Here is a 19,007-nt window from a genome sequence, read left to right as displayed (position 1 = left end):
ATTCTGTGCCGCATGGCTGCTGACCTCGTGCCCATCCGCCTGGGCCTGTCCGACGGTGACCGCTACACGCTGTGGGCACCGCGCTGGCGTGACTCCGGCGACGAATGGGAGGCGTTTCTGGGTAAGGACGAGGACCTGTATGCCTTCGAGAACGTGGCAGACCTGGTCGCATTCGTCCGGGGCAACACCGACAACGACCTGGCGGACCACCCCGCGTGGCAGGAGCTGACCGAGGCGCACGCACACGCCTTCGATCCGGCGGCCGACAAGACGTTCGATCTGGTGGTCGTCGAGGAGCTGGTGGCCGAAAAGCCGACCGAGGAGTCGGTGACCGCATTGGCCGCCACGCTGGCGATCGTGTCGTCCATCGGATCGGTGTGCGAACTGCCGGCGGTGTCAAAGTTTTTCAACGGCAATCCCACGCTGGGCACCGTCTCCGGGGGGATCGAATACTTCACCGGTAAGGCCGGCCAGAAACGGTGGAATGCGATCGCTGAGATCATCGCGCGCGGCTGGGACGACGTGCTCAAGGCAATCGACGACATCGTCAGCGTTCCCGAGGTCGATGCCGACCTGGCGGCCCAGGCCGCCGACGAATTGGCCGAAGAGCCCGAGGAACCGGCCGAGGAGGAAGCCGAGGAGGCCGAGGAAGCCGTCGACGAGTCGGCGGCGGAGTCGGCCGACGAAGAAGATACCGAAGCCGCCGAGCTGGAATCCGATGACGCCGACGAAGACGCCGAAGAAGAGGAAGCCGCGGCGGCCGTCGTGCTGGGTAGCGACGAGGACTTCTGGTCGAAGGTCGGCATCGACCCGGTCCAGATCATGACCGGTGCCGGCACCTTCTACACCCTGCGGTGTTACCTCGACGATCGTCCGATTTTCTTGGGCCGCAACGGCCGGATCAGCGTCTTCAACTCCGAGCGGGCGCTGGCGCGTTACCTTGCCGACGAGCACGACCACGACTTGGCTGACCTGAGCACCTACGACGACATCCGGACCGCGGCCACCGACGGCTCACTGGCGGTGGCCGTTACCGACGACAATGTCTACGTGCTCACCGGACTGGCCGACGATTTCGCCGACGGACCTGATGCCGTGGATCGTGACCAGCTGGATCTGGCGGTCGAGTTGCTGCGCGACATCGGCGACTACTCGGAGGAAAGCACGGTCGACAAGGCGCTCGACCCGGGCAAACCACTGGGCAAGCTGGTCGCCTATGTGCTCGATCCTGACTCGGTCAGCAAGCCCGTGGGCCCCTATGCCAAGGCGGTACGCGAATGGGAGCGAGTGGAACGGTTCGTGGAGTCGCGGCTCAGGCGCGAATAGCGGCGCCAGCCGGCGACGGCGGGCGCACATAGGGCCGCCAAGTTTAGGATCATGGCAAGGCGTTTGTTCTGCGCGCAGGGAGTGAAGTCCCAGCTGATGGTGTTTGCGGTGGTGCCGGCTGTGGCGGGGCTTCGGCGATGACGCAGGCGGTTTTGGCGGCAAGGCTGGGTGCCGGGGTGGCCGGCTGCGCCGACGGTATCGGCGGTGGTGCTGATGGGCGCGGATGCTGATTCGGCGGCGTTCGCTGGGGTGCTGGCTGGGGTGGGGGCGGCGTATGTGAGCGCCGCTGGTGAACATGCGGCGGCGCGGGGCGCCACCAATGCTGCCACCGCTGGCGTCGCAACCACCGATTCCGCCGCCACCGTCTCCGCCGCCGGGCAAACCGCCGCTGGGGCAGCCCCCCATTCCGCCCTGGGCCAGCCCACCGCCACCGCCATCGCTGCAAGCGACACGGGAGGCCTACAACCAGTTGATCAACGACATCGACCACCACATGGAAATCCGCCCAACCCTTCCGATTGGAACGCGGTTCAGGCTTATAACCAAGAAGCCTGGTATTACAACTCCTTGAAGGCCCAGCTCGAGCGCCAATTAGATGCGGCCAACGCACAATACACGCCCCCCAACGACGCCAAACGCGCCGACATCCCATACTGGACACAACCCGCACCACAACAACCACGTACACCCGGCGCCCGACCACAACCGGGCACGCCCCCAAGCCCAAGTATTGCCGACCAGGCCACAGAAAATTGGTGAGGAAGTCTCGACCCTTCCCAAAGGGACCAGGTCAGATGGAATTGCTCAGAGGGTGACCAGCCTGCACCTTAACCAGGACCAGGCTGCAGTGGCAGCAGACATTGCCGCAAAGACCGCGTTCGGTGAAACAGCGGGAATTGCCAACCTGCCAAACGGAACAAAGGTAGTGCTGCCGGTTAGGATAGATCAAGGGATAGCGCTGATAGTCCAGCCCGACGGTTCGGTCGCAGTGTTTCGAGGCGATCTTCATCAGTTCCTACCCTACCTCGGTAAATGAATGGATAAGCGATGAATAGACTCCTGCTTTCCCCCCTTATCGACTTCGAGGTGTACTTGCTCATGACGATGAAGCTGAGAATAAAGATGTCGCATAAGGAAGACCAACTAGCGGCCAAAGTGGCTGACCGCGGTCTGTCGGTCGACGATGCGGAACGTATACATGAACGAGTAGCCGAAGCTCTCGGCGACGAAGCCTCTTATTTTGGAAATATGAAGAAGCTGCTGGGTATTGCCGACCAGGACGCTACATCAGTGGAGTACAGCAGCATACTGTGGCCGGGATTTGACTTCACTGCGATCGCTAGCGAAGACGGCCTCCTCGAGTCTGCGCGGTACCGGCATAAAAAGCGCAATTCACTTACCGTAGGTTCTCCGATCGGACTGCCTATCTGGAGTATGGACGTCGCCGAGTTCACGGAGCGATTTGGCCCTATGAACAGTGGTCGCCAGTGGTCCCTATTCGACAAGCTGCTCCCCGCATATGAAGAGTACGAATTCTCATGGGAAGGGGAGAGTTACGGTGCGGGATTCAGTTGGGGATTGTTCATGTTTTCTGCGATGTCGTGGGATTAACATCAAAAGAGAGTCACATGATCGAAAGTGCCGTAAGAATTGAGAATCCTCGTTGGCCCTATCTCATGGATCATCGCTAGCACTTCAACCTTAAGCGAGCAACGCACTGCCTACACCTCAAACAGCAAGAAACTCATGAAGCAACCGACAGCGCAACGGCGGCCGCGTTGAGTGATACCGCGAATTGTTGACGCGCCCGCCAAAGTGAAGGCGGCTGGGAGCCGAGGACGAAGCAGCACCGAAACACGACAGGTTGCAGCCGTATCTGTCGCCGCTGCGTTCGTCGTCAAGCAGCTTCCAGGCAAACGGTGATGGCTATGAGCCGGAAGAGAATCACCGGCTGGAGACCGCCGGAAAGGTGCTGAGCCCCACACGGTGTGGTGCCGGTGGCGTAAGAAAGTACGTGTCCACTTGAACGTCGGTTGACATGGCTTACCCGGATCTGGTGGGGCTCGCAGTTTACGAGAGCAACGCTGTCGCTCCGCAAAACTGGAGCGCGAATAGCGGCGCCAGGGTGCGGCACTGATCAGAGCCGATACATCGCGCGCGCCATGCAGGCGTCCTCGAGGAACGAATAACGCTTGGGGGCGTACCGACGCGATTGCGGCCGATTCCGTTGATCGGGCGAGAGGGCGCCAGCCTCGTCACTGGGGCCACGATTCGACCAAGTGTGGTGCTTCATCGTCGGGATTCCTTTCGACTTCTTTCTTGAAATCTGGACAATTCGACTGTCCTCGGTGGCGCGGCCGCGGCCATCAGCCGGAATGCGCAAATTTGCCCCGCGGGGGGTCGTACGCTGGCGATCCGTACCCACGCCACGTACGCCTTTTCGCTGAGATTTGCGGCTAGCTGCTGGTCGCGCTGGTTAGCATGAGCGAGATCGACCCAATGTGCGGACGTGCGTGGCATGGGACTGGAGCGTGGGCGAGTTGCTGCTTACCGGGACCGTGACGTTGCTGTTGGCTGACATCGAGGGATCGACCCGGCTGTGGCACACGCAGCCCGCACAGATGGCCGACGCGATCAAGCACCTGGATCAAGCCGTTGCCGAGGCCGTCTCCGCCCACGGCGGAGTACGGCCGGTCGAGCAGGGCGAAGGCGACAGCTTCGTGGCAGCGTTCGGGCGGGCGGCCGACGCGGTCGCATGCGCGCTGCAGCTGCAGCGTGCGCAACTGCCGCCGATCCGGCTGCGCGTCGGCATCCACACGGGCGACGTCCAGCTGCGCGACGACAGTAACTATGTCGGCCCGACGATCAACCGCGCGGCGCGGCTGCGTGACCTGGCCCATGGCGGTCAGACACTGCTGTCCGCCACCACCAGCGACATCGTCATCGACGAGCTCCCTGCGGATGCCTGGTTGATCGACTTGGGAATTCAACCGCTGCGCGACCTGCCGCGCCCGGAACGGGTGGCGCAGTTGTGTCACCCGCAGTTACGCAACGAGTTCCCCGGGCTACGCGCTCCGAAAAACATTGTGAACCAACGGCTTCCAGTGCAGCTCACCAGTTTTGTGGGCCGCGAGCGGGAAATGGCCGAGGTGGCCCGGCTGGTGACGGAAAACCGGCTGGTGACGCTGATCGGTGCCGGCGGCTTCGGCAAGAGCCGCCTGGCCATCCAAGTGGCGTCACAACTGACGTCTGAGTTTCCCGACGGTGTGTGCTACGTCGATCTCGAGCCGATAACCGATCCGGATATGACGCCGATCTTGCTCGCTCGCGCGTTGGGCCTGTTCGACCAGTTGGGCCGCTCAACGGCCGATGCGGTGCTGCGCTACCTCGCCGAGCGGGAGATGCTCATTGTCCTGGACAATTGCGAGCACCTGCTCGACGTGGGCGCCGGCCAGGTCAATGCCTTGCTGCAGACCTGCCCCCGGGTAACGACATTGGCGACCAGCCGCGAACCGATCAAGGTGGCGGGCGAGCTGACCTGGCGGGTTCCGTCGCTGTCAGTGGCCGACGCGACCGCATTCTTCACCGACCGTGCTCTGCTGGCCCGGCCCGACTTCGTCATCGACGACGACAGCGCCGCGATGGTGCGGCAAATCTGCCGGAGGCTGGACGGCATGCCGCTGGCGCTCGAACTCGCCGCCGCGCGGGTGCGGTCGCTGTCGCTGTCCGACATCCTCGCCGGTCTGGACGACAGCATCCGGCTGCTGACCGGCGGGGCGCGCACCGCACTGCGCCGCCACCAGACCCTGCGCGCGTCGTTGGACTGGTCCTATGGGTTACTCAGCGAGCCGGAGCGGATCCTGCTGCGACGCCTCGGGGTGTTCGTCGGCGGATTCGACCTCGACGCGGCGCTGGCGGTGGCCGGCTTCGGTGAGCTGCCGCGTCACCAGGTGCTCGATGAGCTGGCGCTGCTGGTTGACAAGTCGCTGATTTGGGCAGATAGCTCGCGGGGTCGCACCCGGTACCGGCGGCTCGAGGGAGTGGGCCAGTACGCGATGGAAAAGCTCGCCGAGGCCGGCGAAACCGACGTCACCCGCAAGCGATACTGCGACCACTACATGGCGCTGGCGGCCCTGCTCGACAGCCCCGGGCGCACGGACTATCAGCAGCTTCTCGACCAGGCCGAAATCGAGCTGGACAACCTGCGGGTCGCGTTCCTGTGCTGCCGCGAATACTGCGACTTGGAGTCCGCGCTGGCGTTGACGTCGTGGCTGCAGCCGCTGTGGCTCAGCCGGGGCCGTATCCGGGAGGGGCGAACCTGGTTCGAAACCATCCTCGTCGAGCCAGACGCGCACCATGGGGAGGTGAGCGCCGCGGTGCGGGCGCGCGCGCTGGCGGACAAGGCTGTCCTCGATATGTTCATCGACACGAGCGGCGGCAGCGTGGACGAGGCTCAACAAGCGTTGGCCATCGCTCGTGAAGTCGACGACCCGGCCCTGTTAGCACGCGCACTCACCGCCTGCGGTTCGACAGCCGGATTCAGCTACCGATCCGATGCGGCCCGAGAGTACTTCGCGGAGGCGACCGACATTGTCCGGACCTTGGACGATCGGTGGACACTCAGCCAGATCCTGAGTTGGCAGAGTAATGCCGCCGTGGTATCCGGCGACACGACGACCGCGCGCGCTGCGGGCAGCGCCGGACGCGATGTGGCCGACGAGATCGGCGACCGGTTCGGCGCGCTACGGTGCCGGTTGAGCCTGGCGTTCGCTCAGCTGTGGCAGGGAGAAGTGGCCGAAGCCGTCGCGCAGTTCAGCGAGCTGGTGGAACAGTCGTTGGAGGCCGATGCTGGCGTCCTCACACCGCTCATCCTGAAGGGGTTGGGTGATGCGCACGCGTACCGGGGTGACGTGAGCGCCGCGTGGGCAGCGGGCGAAGCGGCGGTCGAAGGTGCCGGAGACGGCAGCGAGTACTTCCTCGGACTCGGCTATGCGACGTTGGCGATCGCGGCTTTCGCCGGCGGCGACATCGACTCCGCGCGCGATGCGAGCACAAAGGCGTGGCAGAACCTGAAACTGCAACCCCATGTGGCGAATTATCTGCGTCCCACCAAAGCCCGGATCTCGTTGGCGAGCGGGGATGTCGCCGCAGCCCGACACTTTGCCGACGCGGCCGCCTCAGTGCTGTCGGGCTGGCATCTGGCGCTGGCGTTGACCAGCCGTGCCCGGGTGGCGATGGCACAAGGTGAGCCGGAACAAGCCGAGCGTGATGCCCACGACGCGCTGACGGCTGCGGTTGAAGCCTGCGCACACAATTGCGTTCCCGACATCCTCGACTGCCTGGCCGCTCTGGCGGTCGGGCACGACAGCCACCGTGAGGCCGCTCGTCTGTACGGCGCGGCCGAGTCGATGCGGCAACGCCTGGGCACCAAACGGTTCAAGAGCTACGACCCACGCCATGCGGACTCGGTGGCATTGCTGCGTACTGCATTGGGCAGCAAGGAGTTCGACAGCGCATGGGCAGAAGGCGCTGCACTGTCCAGCGACGAGGCGATTGCCTACGCGCAGCGCGGACGCGGCGAACGCAGGCGGGCAGCGACCGGTTGGGAATCGCTGACGCCGGCTGAACGTGAGGTGGTCAGCCTGGTGGGCGAGGGCCTTTCCAACAAGGACATCGCCGCACGGCTGTTCGTTTCGCCGCGCACCGTGCAAACCCACCTCACGCACGTGTACACCAAGCTCGACCTGAACTCCCGGGTGCAACTCGCCCAAGAGGCGGTGCGGCATTCCTAGCGCCACGGCAAGCGCAACACGATGGCGATGGCGTCCCGCATCCGGCGGTGACATCTTCCACATGAGTCATCGGCCCGATCGGCACACGTTGACTCACTAAAGTGCCCGGCTGACTCGAAGGTCAAAGTTGAGCAGGGCTGGCGAGTGCGCTGCCTGCCGGCGCTGGGGCTAGGCGATGCCGACCGGTAGGCGCTTCGCGGGTAGTTGTGCGGCGGCGGTTGCCGGGCCGATGTGATTCGGCCGGCGGACAACGGCTTCCAGGACGCTCATGCCTTCCCGCCGGTCATCGATGGCTGCGGGCGCAGTTTGGCTGCGCCTGCCGGCCTTGGCGTCTTTTGGGCTTCGATATCCGCAGCTTCGCCGAAACATCTTGTTAGGTCAGGTGTTCGGGGAGGGCGGAAAGGCTCACGGGCTCACCGGGTCGACTGTCATGCCGCGGTATCGAGTGTGCAACGCTGACGGCCTCGAGTGTGCATTGACGGCTTCGAATGTGCGCCTGTGGCGGCTCCCACGGCCCGTCGGCCGCCATGGCTCCACAGTCGACGCCCTGGACGCACACTCGGCGCCGCCAGCGCACAGTCGGCGCCGTCAGCGCCAACGCAAACGGACACGCTGAGCGACGTGACCGTCTCCGGTGCGCCTGCGCGCCCCCTACGACAGGTAGCGAACGCGACAGGATCACCGAACACCCGTTAGGGGTCAACCCCAACCGCACCAGCACGGGATTTCCACCTCCCCGCACCGGAGCGCAGGCCCACGACCGCTCCGGGCGACAAGGGACAAACACGGGCTTCCAGACCCGCACCGACCTACCCGATCAGCACCGCGAACCGTGGCTTGATCACCTCGTCGATGATCTCCAGCCGCTCGTCGAACGGGATGAACGCCGACTTCATCGCATTGATGGTGAACCGTTCCAGGTCACTCCAGCCGTAGCCGAACGCCTCCACGAGCCGGTGCATCTCCAGGCTCATCGACGTGTCGCTCATCAGCCGGTTGTCGGTATTGACGGTCACCCGAAAACGTGCGCGCGCCAACAGATCGAACGGGTGCTCGGCGATGCTGGCCACCGCGCCGGTCTGTACGTTGGAACTGGGGCACAGCTCCAGCGGAATTCGCTTGTCCCGCAATATCGATGCCAACCTGCCCAGCCTGACACCGCCGTCGGCGCCGACGTCGATATCGTCGACGATCCGCACCCCGTGGCCCAGCCGGTCAGCGCCGCAGAACGCGATCGCCTCATGGATGGACGGCAACCCGAAGGCCTCACCGGCATGAATGGTGAAGCGCGCGTTGTTGTCTCGCATGTACTCGAAAGCGTCCAGGTGCCGCGTCGGCGGGTGCCCGGCCTCGGCGCCGGCGATGTCGAAACCCACAACTCCCTTGTCCCGGAACCGGATCGCCAGCTCGGCGATCTCCCGGGACACTGCGGCGTGCCGCATCGCGGTGACCAGACAGCGCACCTTGATGGACCGGCCCGCGCCGGCGCACGCCTTCTCACCTTCGGCGAACCCGGCCAGCACCGCGTCGACAACCTCGTCGAACGACAACCCGCGATCGATGTGCAGTTCGGGAGCAAAGCGCACCTCGGCGTAGACCACCGAATCGGCGGCCAGGTCTTCCACACATTCGAAGGCGACCCGATACAACGCCTCGGAAGTCTGCATCACGGCCACGGTGTGCGAGAACGGCTCCAGGTAGCGCTCCAGCGAGCCGCTGTGCGACCGGGTGCGAAACCACGTTGCCAGCGTGGCGACATCGGCGGCGGGCAGGTCGTCGTAGCCGATCTGGCCGGCGATGTCCAGCACGGTTGCCGGGCGCAGCCCGCCGTCGAGGTGGTCGTGCAGCAGTGCCTTGGGTGCCTGCCGAATCATCTCCAACGTCAGCGCAGTGGTCATCGGGTGATCCGATCGATAATCAGGGGCCGCGGAGCCGGCCCGGCCTCCCCGACGCTCCAGCCACCGTCCAGCATGGCCAGCGCCGGGCCGAAGCGTTCGGGAGTCTCGGTGTAAAGCGTGAACAGCGGCTCACCGGCCACCACCGGCTCCCCGGGACGACGATGAATCCGCACCCCCGCCCCGTGCTGCACCCTTGCCCCCGGACGGGATCTGCCCGCGCCGAGCCGCCAGGCCGCCAAACCCACTGCCATCGCGTCAATGTCGCCCATTGTGCCGCTCCGGTCGGCCGTGACGGTTTCCGAACACCGACCAATCGGCAACGGTTTCGACAAATCGCCGCCCTGAGCGTCGACCAGCCGGCGAAACCTGTCCATCGCGCTGCCGTCACGCAGGGTCTGCGCCGGGTCGCGGCGGTCGATCCCGGCGAGCTGCAGCATCTCGCCGGCCAGCCGCACGGTCAGCTCCACGACGTCGAGCGGTCCGCCGCCGGCCAGCACTTCCAGGGCCTCGGCCACCTCGAGCGAGTTGCCCACGGTGCGACCCAGCGGCGAGTTCATGTCCGTCAGCAGGGCGCGCGTCGGCACGCCATGCGCGGCGCCAAGATCAACCATGGTGCGCGCCAGTTCGCGGGACTGCGCCTCGGATTTCAGGAAGGCCCCGGCACCGACCTTCACGTCGAGTACCAACGCGCCGGCTCCCTCGGCCAGCTTCTTGCTCATGATCGAACTGGCGATCAGCGGCAGGGATTCGACGGTGCCGGTGATGTCGCGCAACGCATAGAGCTTGGCATCGGCGGGGGCCAACTCGCCGGCCGCGAAGATGGCCGCACCGACGTCGCAAAGTTGTTGGCGCACCCGTTGATTGGAAAGCGTCGCGGTGAACCCGGAGATGGATTCCAGCTTGTCCAGCGTGCCGCCGGTATGGCCGAGCCCCCGGCCCGCGGCCTGCGGCACCGCCGCACCGCAGGCGACGACGACGGGCACCAACGGCAGGGTGATCTTGTCGCCTACCCCGCCGGTGGAGTGCTTGTCCACGGTCGGCAGCCGCAGATCGGCGAAATCCATCCGAGTCCCCGAAGCCAGCATCGCCGACGTCCATCTGGCGGTCTCGCCGGAGTCCATGCCGCGCCAGAAAATCGCCATCAGCAAGGCCGACATCTGTTCCGGAGCGACCCGGCCGTCGGTGAAGGCCTGGATCACCCAGTCGATGGCGGCGTCGGATAACCGACCACCGTCGCGCTTGGTCCGGATTACCGTCGGCGCATCGAATTCGAAGTCCGTCAAGAGGATTCCTCGGGCAGATCGGGTCGACGGAGGCGCGGCGCGCCCAACCGGACGGCAGATACGCTTCGGTTGCTTCGTCGTTTGTCTTGTCCCGCAGCAGCTTCCAACAGCTCATCGTCGAGCACGCGATAGAGGGTACCTCGCCCGACGTACCCCACGTGCAGCCGTTCTCGTCGAATACCCCCGGCTTCGCAGATCGGCACGGCGGGTGACGACCTTCGCGGCGGGCAGCCGCGATGGCCCGGTCGGGGTATGCCGTTGGGCACCGTCGTAGAACGCCGTTGACGAGGACGGAGAAGGAATCGAACCCGCGGCGACGCTGCCACTCCAGGGCTCCAAGCCGGCTTGAATGCACGAGTAGGTGACCGCCTCCGGGGGTTCTTGTCTTGCTCGCGAATCGGGATTGGCAGTGGTCGCGGCGGGTTGAGCTGTTGCGTTGCGTGCGGAGATCGGGCGGGCCGGTGTTGTCGGTGGTGGCTGCGATGATGAGGTCATGTCGTCGAGTGCAGCCGCTGGTGCTGTGGTGGCCGGTCCCGGCGAGCGTCTTGAGGAGCTGTTCGAGGAGTTGGCGGAGTTGGCCGGTCAGCGCAATGCGATTGATGGGCGCATTGTGGAGATCGCCGCCGAAATGGATCGCGACGAGCTGTGTGGTGCTACGGGTGCGCGGTCGGTGGCGGCGTTGCTGGCCTGGAAGCTCGGCTCGTCTTCGACAAACGCCCACACTTTCACCACTGTGGCGCGCCGGTTCGAGGAGTTTCCACGGTGTGTCCAGGGCATGCGGGAGGGCTGGCTGTCGCTGGATCAGGTCGGGGTCATCGCCGCGCGGGCTGGTGCGGGATCTGATGAGCATTACGTGCAGCTGGCGCGGGTCGCCACGGTCAACCAGCTGCGCACCGCGGTCAAGCTCGAACCACGACCCGAACCCGATCCTCGGCCGCACGCGCAGCCCTCGATCACCAAGACCACCAACGAGCAGGGCAGCTGTTGGCGCATCAGACTTGCCCATGACGATGCAGCGAAATTCGACGCCGCGCTGGCGTCTTATCGTGATGCCCTGATTGCCGAGTGGAAACACGATCACGACAACGTCGCATCGGAGAGCACGCCGCCGTTGCCGACCACCGTCGAGGCGTTCATACGGCTGGTCGAGACCGGCTGGGACGCCGAGGTGGCCCGCCGCCCCCACGGGCAACACACCACGGTGGTGGTGCACGTCGATGTCAAGGACCGCATCGCGGCGCTGCATCTGGGTCCGCTGCTATCCGACGCCGAGCGCCGCTACCTCAGCTGTGATGCCACCGCCGAAGTCTGGTTCGAACGCGACGGCCAGCTCATCGGCGCCGGGCGGGCGACCCGCGTGATCAACCGCCGGCTGCGCCGCGCTCTCGAGCACCGCGACCAAACCTGCGCAGTACCCGGTTGCGGCGCCACCCGTGGCCTGCACGCACACCACCTTCGCCATTGGGAAGACGGTGGCGCCACCGAGCTGGACAACCTGGTACTGCTCTGCCCCTATCACCACCGCAGCCACCACCGCGGCATCATCACCATCACCGCACCCGCAGCCAATCCCACCATCACCGACACCTGCGGCCGGCAACTCAGCGCAGGGTCGCTGGCACGCCCACCAACCCAACCCCCGCCCACCGTCCCGCCGTACCCCGGGCCCATCGGCGAACGCGCCGATTGGTGGTGGTACGACCCCTTCCAACCCCAACCACCACCAAACAACTGAGTCGGTTGCCGGCCCGGTCATTGCAAGCACCGGATCGAACCCAAACACCTTGGGGTACAAAGAAGCTCGTTCACACCACCCCGGCCATCAACACCCGCGGTCACAGCGCGTGCTAATTCGAGTCAAGTCTGCCGAAACGCTGGCCGGCTGGCCTGGCACTTCCCATTAGTCGGGGCTAAACGCCGTTGACGAGGGCGGAGAACGAATCGACCCCCGCGCCGACGCTGCCGCTCCAGGGCTCGAAGCCGGCTTGGATGCTGGTCAGGTACCACGAGTCGGTGACCGGCTCCAGGGTTTGGGTGTTGTCGATGAACTCCATCACATCGAAGTTGTTCCAGGAGGTGATCGGTGTGGTCGCGACGTAGGACACCACATTGTTCTGGCCGTTACTGCCCTTCCACACCTGGAAGTTCTGCCCGTCAATGGTGGCGTTGCCCACCACGGAGCCGACCGGCTGGATGGGGCCCTGGTGGTTGAACCAGATCATCACTTCCTGCTGGTTGACGCCGGTCGTGATGGGCGTGGGATTCAGCCAGATGTCATAGGAAGCGTTATAGACACCGGTGCTGGGATAGGTGTAGTTGATGCTGCTGGTGGCAGTCTGGATCTGGCCCAACTGAATCGGCAGGTTGGTGCCCGGCGAACCGGTGCCGTAGTGCCAGCCGTCGTATATCGACGGGTATCCCAGCGGTGCGCCGTTGGTGGGAGCGGAGCCGTTTTCGGTGGCGATGGAAAACCCGGTGGGGGTGACGTTGATCGACTGTCCACCCGGGTTGTTCCATGCATTGTTTTGAACCACATAGGCGTTCTGGATCGTCGTCGTTCCGTACTGGGACGTGATCAGCGTGCCGCCGGTACCGGTGCCCGTGCCACCGGTCCCCGTGCCGCCGGTCCCCGTGCCGCCGGTGCCGGTGCCACCGGTCCCCGTGCCACCGGTCCCCGTGCCGCCGGTGCCGGTGCCACCGGTGCCGGTACCGCCGGTCCCCGTACCGGTGACTGGTTGTCCGTTCACCAGCAAATTCGTGGGCGGCGCGTATGAGCCGGTCTGCGCTGCCTGGAAACCAACAGTGACCGAGCTGCCGGGCGCGATCGTGGCGTCATAGCTCTGCGGGGTCACGGTGTAATGGGTGCCTGATTGGGCGACCTGTCCGTTCCACAGATTCGTGATGGATTCGTTTGAAGGCAAGTCGAATTGGAGTTGCCAGTCGGTCACCGGGGCGGTGCCCGTATTGGTGATCGTGTAGTTGGCGACGAAGCCGTTGTTCCACTGCGACGTCGGCGCGTATGTCGCCGTGATCCCGCTGCCGCCGGTGCCCGTGCCGCCGGTGCCCGTTCCGGTCCCGGTGCCGCCGGTACCGGTCCCCGTACCACCGGTGCCGGTGCCGCCGGTACCGGTCCCCGTACCACCGGTGCCGGTGCCGCCGGTGCTGCTACCCGTGCCGCCCGTGCTTCCGGTGCCGCTGCCCCCGGTCGTCGTACCACCGGTACCCGTGCCGCCCGTGCTTCCGGTGCCGCTGCCCCCGGTCGTCGTACCACCGGTACCCGTGCCGCCCGTGCTTCCGGTGCCGGTACCACCGGTGTCACCGCCGACGGGTTGTCCGTTCACCAGCAAATGCGTCGGTGGCGAATAGGCGCCGTCCTGCGCGGCTTGGAATCCGACGGTGACCGAATTGCCGGGTTCGATCGTCCCGTTGTAGCTGGCGGGGGTGACGGTGTAGTGCGTACCGGACTGGGACACCTGCCCATTCCACAGGTTGGTGACGGATTCGTTTGTCGGCAAGTCGAATTGAAGCTGCCAGTTGGTCAGCGGCGTCGTACCCGTATTGGTGATCGTGTAATTCGCGGTGAAGCCGCTATTCCACTGCGCCGTCGGAGTGTACGTCGCCGTCACCCCGGTGCCTCCGGTGCTGGCGGCGGTCGTCGCGGTGGACGTCGTCGTCGCGGCCGCAGTAGCCAGGGCAGTGGTGCCACTAGCCGTGGTCGTCGGGGCGACGGTAGTCGGGGTGACCGCCGCGGTGCCGCTGCTACCGGTGTCGGCCGGGGCGGGGGCCGCGGCCGCAGCCGTCGTGGTGGCGGTGCCACTACCCGAGGTCGTCGTGTTGGCGGAACTCGGGCCGATCGCCGCGGAGCCGGTGCCACCGGTGCCGATCGGTGCGGCGCCCCCGTCGCGACCATAGACGGCGGCCGTCCCGCCACCGGTCCCCGCAGCGGGACCGCCGCTGTTGCTTGTCACGGCCGACCCGCCGTGCCCGCCGGCGCCGGTCGCCACCGACCGACCACCGTTGCCGGCAGTGGGTGCGCCCAGCATTCCGAGCAGCCCTTGCACGACATTGCGTAGCGGCGCGGTGTTGGCTGCCTCGGTGCTCAGATACGACCTCGCACTTGCGGTCAAGGCATTAACGAACTGGTCATGAAATGCCGCCGCCTGGGCGCTCAGTGTTTGGTATTCCCGGGCATGCGAGCTGAACAGCCCCGCGATGGCCGCCGACACTTCGTCGGCACCCGCCGCCAGCAGCCCTGTTGTCGGCGCCGCTGCCGCAGCATTCGCGGCGCTCAGGGTCGAGCCAATGCCGGTGATATCCCTCGCCGCCGCCGCCAGCGCCTCAGGTACGGCAGTCACATATGACATATTCATTGGATCACAACCTTATTACGAACCAATCACTGCCCTATCACGGGCGACCCTAATAAGGTTGATCACAGTTTGATCACGGTCTTATCACTACTTCATTAATTTGCCATCAGATCTTTAAACTACCAGCCCGTCAAATTCGGGCGGGATTCACGACAATTCGCGACCGGGCTCATCCGCCGGACCAGCCGCAAGATCTGCACGGAAAGGTTCCGGCAGTAGTTCGCCGAGCCGACGCGGCCCAGCCGGATGGTCGATCAATAGCTCCGGGCCGCCGTGTTCGAGCAACAACTGGCGACACCGTCCGCACGGCATCAATGCCGACCCGGCGCCGTCCACACATGCCAATGCGACCAGCCGGCCGCCTCCGGTCGCATGCAAGGCGCACACCACTCCGCATTCGGCGCACAGGCCCAGGCCGTAGGAGACATTCTCGACATTGCAGCCGGTGACGACACGGCCGTCGTCAACCAGCGCGGCAGCACCGACCGGGAACCGTGAATACGGTGCATACGCACCGGCTGACACCTGAATTGCCTTGTCGCGCAGCATATCCCAATCGACATCAGGCATTCGCAACCCCGCTCGACGATGGGCCGACCTCGGTAAGCAACCTTAACCCCGACGAGACGAGCCGCGGCGACGACGAATGGCCACGCGACACATGATTGCGATCGGGCTGTCGGTACCGCCCGCGGACCTGGTCAAGTTAAGCTCGATTGCCCGGCTAGAGCTGTTTGATGCCGTTTCTTACGGGGTTTGGAAGGCGGTGAGGACGGTCTGAACACCAAGGCGACGACCGCGAATCCGGCAGCGCCCACCAAGGGGCCTGAACCTGCCCCTGGATCGTCACGCAAACGGCGGCCACCACGGACGCTGTATCGCGGTGATCCCGGCATGTGGTCGTGGGTGTTGCATCGCATCACCGGCGCGACGATCTTCTTCTTCCTGTTCGTCCACGTCCTGGACACCGCGCTGGTGCGGGTCAGCCCCCAGGCGTACAACTCGGTGATCGGCACCTACAAGACGCCGGTCGTCGGCCTGATGGAATTCGGGTTGGTGGTTGCGGTCTCCTACCACGCCCTCAACGGAATCCGGATCATCTTGATCGACTTCTGGTCGCAAGGACCGCGCTATCAGCGGCTGATGTTGGGTGTCGTCGGCATCGTGTGGCTGCTGATCCTGGTGCCCGCGGCGGTGGTGCTGGGCATCCACATGTGGGAGCACTTCCGATGAGCACCCCCGGCGTGCAGCTCAACCCGCAAACCGGCAACAGCCGCCGCGCACCGGTGCTGCAACGCACCCACGACCGGCCAGCCAGCCTGGACAATCCGCGGTCGCCGCGGCGCCGCGCCGGCATGCCCAACTTCGAGAAATTCGCCTGGCTGTTCATGCGGTTCTCCGGGGTGGTGCTGGTGTTCTTGGCCCTGGGTCACCTGTTCATCGGTCTGATGTGGGACAACGGGGTCTATCGCATCGACTTCAACTATGTGGCGCAGCGCTGGAATTCGCCGTTCTGGCAGACCTGGGACCTGCTGCTGTTGTGGCTGGCGCAGTTGCACGGCGGCAACGGCCTGCGCGTCATCATCGACGACTACAGCCGCAAGGAATCCACCCGGTTCTGGCTCAATTCGCTGCTGGCGGTGTCGATGACATTCACGCTGGTGCTGGGCAGCTACGTGTTGCTGACCTTCGACGCGAACATCTCCTGAAAGGCGAGCGGTGATTCACCAACACCGATACGACGTGGTGATCGTCGGCGCGGGCGGTGCCGGCATGCGGGCCGCGGTCGAGGCGGGCCCGCGCGTCCGCACCGCCGTGTTGACCAAGCTCTACCCCACTCGCAGCCACACCGGCGCCGCCCAGGGCGGCATGTGCGCCGCCCTGGCCAACGTCGAAGACGACAACTGGGAGTGGCACACCTTCGACACGGTCAAGGGCGGCGACTACCTGGCCGACCAGGACGCCGTCGAGATCATGTGCAAGGAAGCCATCGACGCGGTGCTCGACCTGGAGAAAATGGGGATGCCGTTCAACCGCACCCCCGAGGGCCGCATCGACCAGCGCCGCTTCGGCGGACATACCCGCGACCACGGCAAGGCTCCGGTGCGCCGGGCGTGCTACGCCGCCGACCGCACCGGCCACATGATCCTGCAAACCCTCTACCAAAACTGTGTCAAGCACGACGTGGAGTTCTTCAACGAGTTCTACGTACTCGATCTGGCGCTGACCCACACTCCCAGCGGCCCGGTGGCCACCGGGGTGGTGGCCTACGAGCTGGCGACGGGCGACATCCACGTCTTCCACGCCAAGGCCGTCGTGATCGCGACCGGCGGCTCCGGCCGGATGTACAAGACCACATCCAACGCGCTCACCCTCACCGGCGACGGCATGGGCATCGTCTTCCGTAGGGGACTTCCGTTGGAGGACATGGAGTTTCACCAGTTCCACCCGACCGGACTGGCCGGCCTGGGCATCCTGATCTCCGAGGCGGTGCGTGGCGAGGGCGGCCGGCTGCTCAACGGCGAAGGCGAGCGGTTCATGGAGCGCTACGCCCCGACGATCGTCGACCTGGCTCCCCGCGACATCGTCGCCCGCTCGATGGTGCTGGAGGTGCTGGAGGGCCGCGGCGCCGGCCCGCACAAGGACTACGTCTACATCGACGTGCGCCACCTGGGTGCGGACGTGCTGGAGGCCAAGCTGCCTGACATCACCGAGTTCGCGCGCACCTACCTGGGCGTGGACCCGGTGCACGAGCTGGTCCCGGTCTACCCGACCTGCCACTACGTGATGGGCGGCATCCCCACCACGGTCACCGGGCAGGTGCTGCGGGACAACACCCACACCGTCCCGGGCCTGTACGCGGCCGGCGAGTGCGCGTGCGTGTCGGTGCACGGCGCCAACCGGCTGGGCACCAACTCACTGCTGGACATCAACGTGTTCGGTCGCCGGGCCGGCATCGCCGCGGCCAACTACGCGCGCGGTCACGACTTCGTCGAGATGCCACCGAACCCGGCGGCGATGGTCGTCGGATGGGTCAACGACATCTTGTCCGAACACGGCAACGAACGAGTCGCCGACATCCGCGGTGCGCTGCAGCGCACGATGGACAACAACGCCGCAGTGTTCCGCACCGAGGAAACCCTGAAGCAGGCGCTCACCGACATCCACGCACTCAAGGAGCGGTACTCCCGAATCAGCGTGCACGACAAGGGAAAACGCTTCAACAGCGACCTGTTGGAAGCCATCGAGCTGGGCTTCTTGCTGGAACTGGCCGAAGTCACCGTGGTCGGTGCGCTCAACCGCAAGGAATCCCGCGGCGGGCATGCCCGCGAGGACTACCCCAACCGCGACGACGTCAACTTCATGCGCCACACCATGGCCTACAAGGAAATTGGGGCCGACAAGGAAATTGGGGCCGACAAGCAGGGCACCGAACTGCTCAGCGACATCGCGCTGGACTTCAAACCCGTCGTGCAGACCCGCTACGAACCCAAGGAACGGAAGTACTGATGGCCGAAGGCGACACTGTGGGATCAGCAGAGCTAGCTGAGACCGAACCGGTGCCGGCCCTGCCGGAGAGACCGCTGCCGCCCGTTCCCGAGGGCGCGGTGATGGTGACCGTCAAGATCGCCCGGTTCAACCCGGATGACCCGGAACGGTACACCGAAACCGGTGGCTGGCAAAGCTTCCGGGTTCCCTGCCTGCCCAGCGACCGGCTGATCAATCTGCTCATCTACATCAAGGGTTACCTCGACGGCACGCTGACCTTCCGGCGATCGTGCGGGCACGGGGTCTGCGGCTCGGACGCCATGCGGATCAATGGCGTCAACCGGCTGGCCTGCAAGGTGCTGATGCGTGACCTGCTGCCTAAAAAGCCGGGCAAGCAACTGACCATCACTGTCGAACCGATTCGCGGGCTGCCGGTGGAAAAGGACCTGGTGGTCGACATGGAGCCGTTCTTCGAAGCCTACCGCGCGGTCAAGCCGTATCTGATCACCAGCGGCAATCCGCCCACCCGCGAACGGATTCAGAGCCAGACCGACCGTGCCCGCTACGACGACACCACCAAATGCATCCTGTGCGCGGCCTGCACCACCAGCTGCCCGGTGTTCTGGAACGAAGGCAGCTACTTCGGCCCGGCGGCGATCGTCAACGCCCACCGCTTCATCTTCGACAGCCGCGACGAAGCCGCCGCCGAACGCCTCGATATCCTCAACGAGGTCGACGGGGTGTGGCGCTGCCGGACCACGTTCAACTGCACCGACGCCTGCCCGCGCGGTATCGCGGTGACCAAGGCGATCCAGGAGGTCAAGCGCGCGCTCATGTTCTCGCGGTGAG

General features: G+C 65.4%; 13 protein-coding genes. 9 read left to right on the top strand and 4 right to left on the bottom strand.

The annotated features are described in order from the left end of the window. Window positions 1-12: 12 nt before the first annotated feature. The 4 genes from satS to MKAN_RS19870 all read left to right on the top strand — a co-directional run bounded on the left by satS (window position 13) and on the right by MKAN_RS19870 (window position 7,118). Window positions 13-1,326: a protein export chaperone SatS gene (gene satS, locus MKAN_RS19885; protein WP_023371383.1), complete on the top strand. Its 1,314-nt coding sequence runs from the start codon at window positions 13-15 to the stop codon at window positions 1,324-1,326. A 204-nt stretch (window positions 1,327-1,530) separates the two neighbouring features. Beyond that, a complete protein-coding gene (locus tag MKAN_RS30680) occupies window positions 1,531-2,085 on the top strand; it encodes a hypothetical protein (RefSeq protein WP_155254708.1) in 555 nt (184 codons plus the stop codon). Window positions 2,086-2,373: 288 nt separating this feature from the next. Continuing rightward, window positions 2,374-2,937: a hypothetical protein gene (locus MKAN_RS19875; RefSeq protein ID WP_023371379.1), complete on the top strand. Its 564-nt coding sequence runs from the start codon at window positions 2,374-2,376 to the stop codon at window positions 2,935-2,937. 920 nt (window positions 2,938-3,857) lie between these two features. Continuing rightward, a complete protein-coding gene (locus MKAN_RS19870) occupies window positions 3,858-7,118 on the top strand; it encodes a helix-turn-helix transcriptional regulator (RefSeq protein WP_036391662.1) in 3,261 nt (1,086 codons plus the stop codon). An 809-nt stretch (window positions 7,119-7,927) separates the two neighbouring features. Here MKAN_RS19870 and MKAN_RS19865 read toward each other — a convergent pair. Next, window positions 7,928-9,016 carry an adenosine deaminase gene (locus MKAN_RS19865; RefSeq protein ID WP_023371373.1) on the bottom strand — a complete coding sequence of 363 codons (1,089 nt, stop codon included), beginning with the start codon at window positions 9,014-9,016 and terminating at the stop codon, window positions 7,928-7,930. After that, complete coding sequence (locus MKAN_RS19860; RefSeq protein WP_023371371.1) at window positions 9,013-10,299, bottom strand: thymidine phosphorylase; 1,287 nt, start codon at window positions 10,297-10,299, stop codon at window positions 9,013-9,015. Before MKAN_RS19860 ends, MKAN_RS19865 begins: the two co-directional genes overlap by 4 nt. A gap of 493 nt (window positions 10,300-10,792) precedes the next feature. Here MKAN_RS19860 and MKAN_RS19855 point away from each other — a divergent pair, with 493 nt between their 5' ends. Beyond that, complete coding sequence (locus MKAN_RS19855) at window positions 10,793-12,034, top strand: HNH endonuclease signature motif containing protein (RefSeq protein ID WP_041803355.1); 1,242 nt, start codon at window positions 10,793-10,795, stop codon at window positions 12,032-12,034. Window positions 12,035-12,209: 175 nt separating this feature from the next. Here the strand turns inward: MKAN_RS19855 and MKAN_RS33080 are convergent, their stop codons facing one another. Then, window positions 12,210-14,663: a cellulose binding domain-containing protein gene (locus tag MKAN_RS33080; protein ID WP_063476906.1), complete on the bottom strand. Its 2,454-nt coding sequence runs from the start codon at window positions 14,661-14,663 to the stop codon at window positions 12,210-12,212. A 153-nt stretch (window positions 14,664-14,816) separates the two neighbouring features. Then, the gene (locus MKAN_RS19840) at window positions 14,817-15,239 is read right to left on the bottom strand and encodes a cytidine deaminase (protein WP_036391069.1); all 423 of its coding nucleotides are present in this window, start codon (window positions 15,237-15,239) and stop codon (window positions 14,817-14,819) included. A 324-nt stretch (window positions 15,240-15,563) separates the two neighbouring features. Here MKAN_RS19840 and sdhC point away from each other — a divergent pair, with 324 nt between their 5' ends. Genes sdhC through MKAN_RS19820 form a run of 4 tightly spaced genes read left to right on the top strand, consistent with a single transcriptional unit; the run spans window position 15,564 to window position 19,006 of the window. Beyond that, window positions 15,564-15,902: a succinate dehydrogenase, cytochrome b556 subunit gene (gene sdhC, locus MKAN_RS19835; protein WP_023371364.1), complete on the top strand. Its 339-nt coding sequence runs from the start codon at window positions 15,564-15,566 to the stop codon at window positions 15,900-15,902. Then, a complete protein-coding gene (locus MKAN_RS19830) occupies window positions 15,899-16,378 on the top strand; it encodes a succinate dehydrogenase hydrophobic membrane anchor subunit (protein WP_023371362.1) in 480 nt (159 codons plus the stop codon). Before sdhC ends, MKAN_RS19830 begins: the two co-directional genes overlap by 4 nt. A gap of 10 nt (window positions 16,379-16,388) precedes the next feature. Beyond that, the gene (gene sdhA, locus MKAN_RS19825; RefSeq protein WP_023371360.1) at window positions 16,389-18,179 is read left to right on the top strand and encodes a succinate dehydrogenase flavoprotein subunit; all 1,791 of its coding nucleotides are present in this window, start codon (window positions 16,389-16,391) and stop codon (window positions 18,177-18,179) included. Further along, a complete protein-coding gene (locus MKAN_RS19820) occupies window positions 18,179-19,006 on the top strand; it encodes a succinate dehydrogenase iron-sulfur subunit (RefSeq protein ID WP_023371358.1) in 828 nt (275 codons plus the stop codon). The genes sdhA and MKAN_RS19820 overlap by 1 nt, the downstream gene beginning before the upstream one ends. Window position 19,007: the final 1 nt, after the last annotated feature.

Origin of the sequence: Mycobacterium kansasii ATCC 12478, assembly GCF_000157895.3 — a bacterium.
In the GTDB taxonomy this organism is placed as follows: domain Bacteria; phylum Actinomycetota; class Actinomycetes; order Mycobacteriales; family Mycobacteriaceae; genus Mycobacterium; species Mycobacterium kansasii.
The sequence above is the reverse complement of the archived record's forward strand: the minus strand, read 5'-3'. Positions and strand labels throughout refer to the sequence as shown.

What these genes read in the sequence shown, in the direction of transcription:
- satS (WP_023371383.1), top strand. Translation starts at nt 13, where the DNA reads ATGGCTGCTGACCTCGTGCCCATCCGCCTGGGCCTGTCCGACGGTGAC.
- MKAN_RS19875 (WP_023371379.1), top strand. Translation starts at nt 2,374, where the DNA reads ATGAATAGACTCCTGCTTTCCCCCCTTATCGACTTCGAGGTGTACTTG.
- MKAN_RS19865 (WP_023371373.1), bottom strand. Translation starts at nt 9,016, where the DNA reads ATGACCACTGCGCTGACGTTGGAGATGATTCGGCAGGCACCCAAGGCA.
- MKAN_RS19855 (WP_041803355.1), top strand. Translation starts at nt 10,793, where the DNA reads ATGTCGTCGAGTGCAGCCGCTGGTGCTGTGGTGGCCGGTCCCGGCGAG.
- MKAN_RS33080 (WP_063476906.1), bottom strand. Translation starts at nt 14,663, where the DNA reads ATGTCATATGTGACTGCCGTACCTGAGGCGCTGGCGGCGGCGGCGAGG.
- MKAN_RS19840 (WP_036391069.1), bottom strand. Translation starts at nt 15,239, where the DNA reads ATGCCTGATGTCGATTGGGATATGCTGCGCGACAAGGCAATTCAGGTG.
- sdhC (WP_023371364.1), top strand. Translation starts at nt 15,564, where the DNA reads ATGTGGTCGTGGGTGTTGCATCGCATCACCGGCGCGACGATCTTCTTC.
- MKAN_RS19830 (WP_023371362.1), top strand. Translation starts at nt 15,899, where the DNA reads ATGAGCACCCCCGGCGTGCAGCTCAACCCGCAAACCGGCAACAGCCGC.
- MKAN_RS19820 (WP_023371358.1), top strand. Translation starts at nt 18,179, where the DNA reads ATGGCCGAAGGCGACACTGTGGGATCAGCAGAGCTAGCTGAGACCGAA.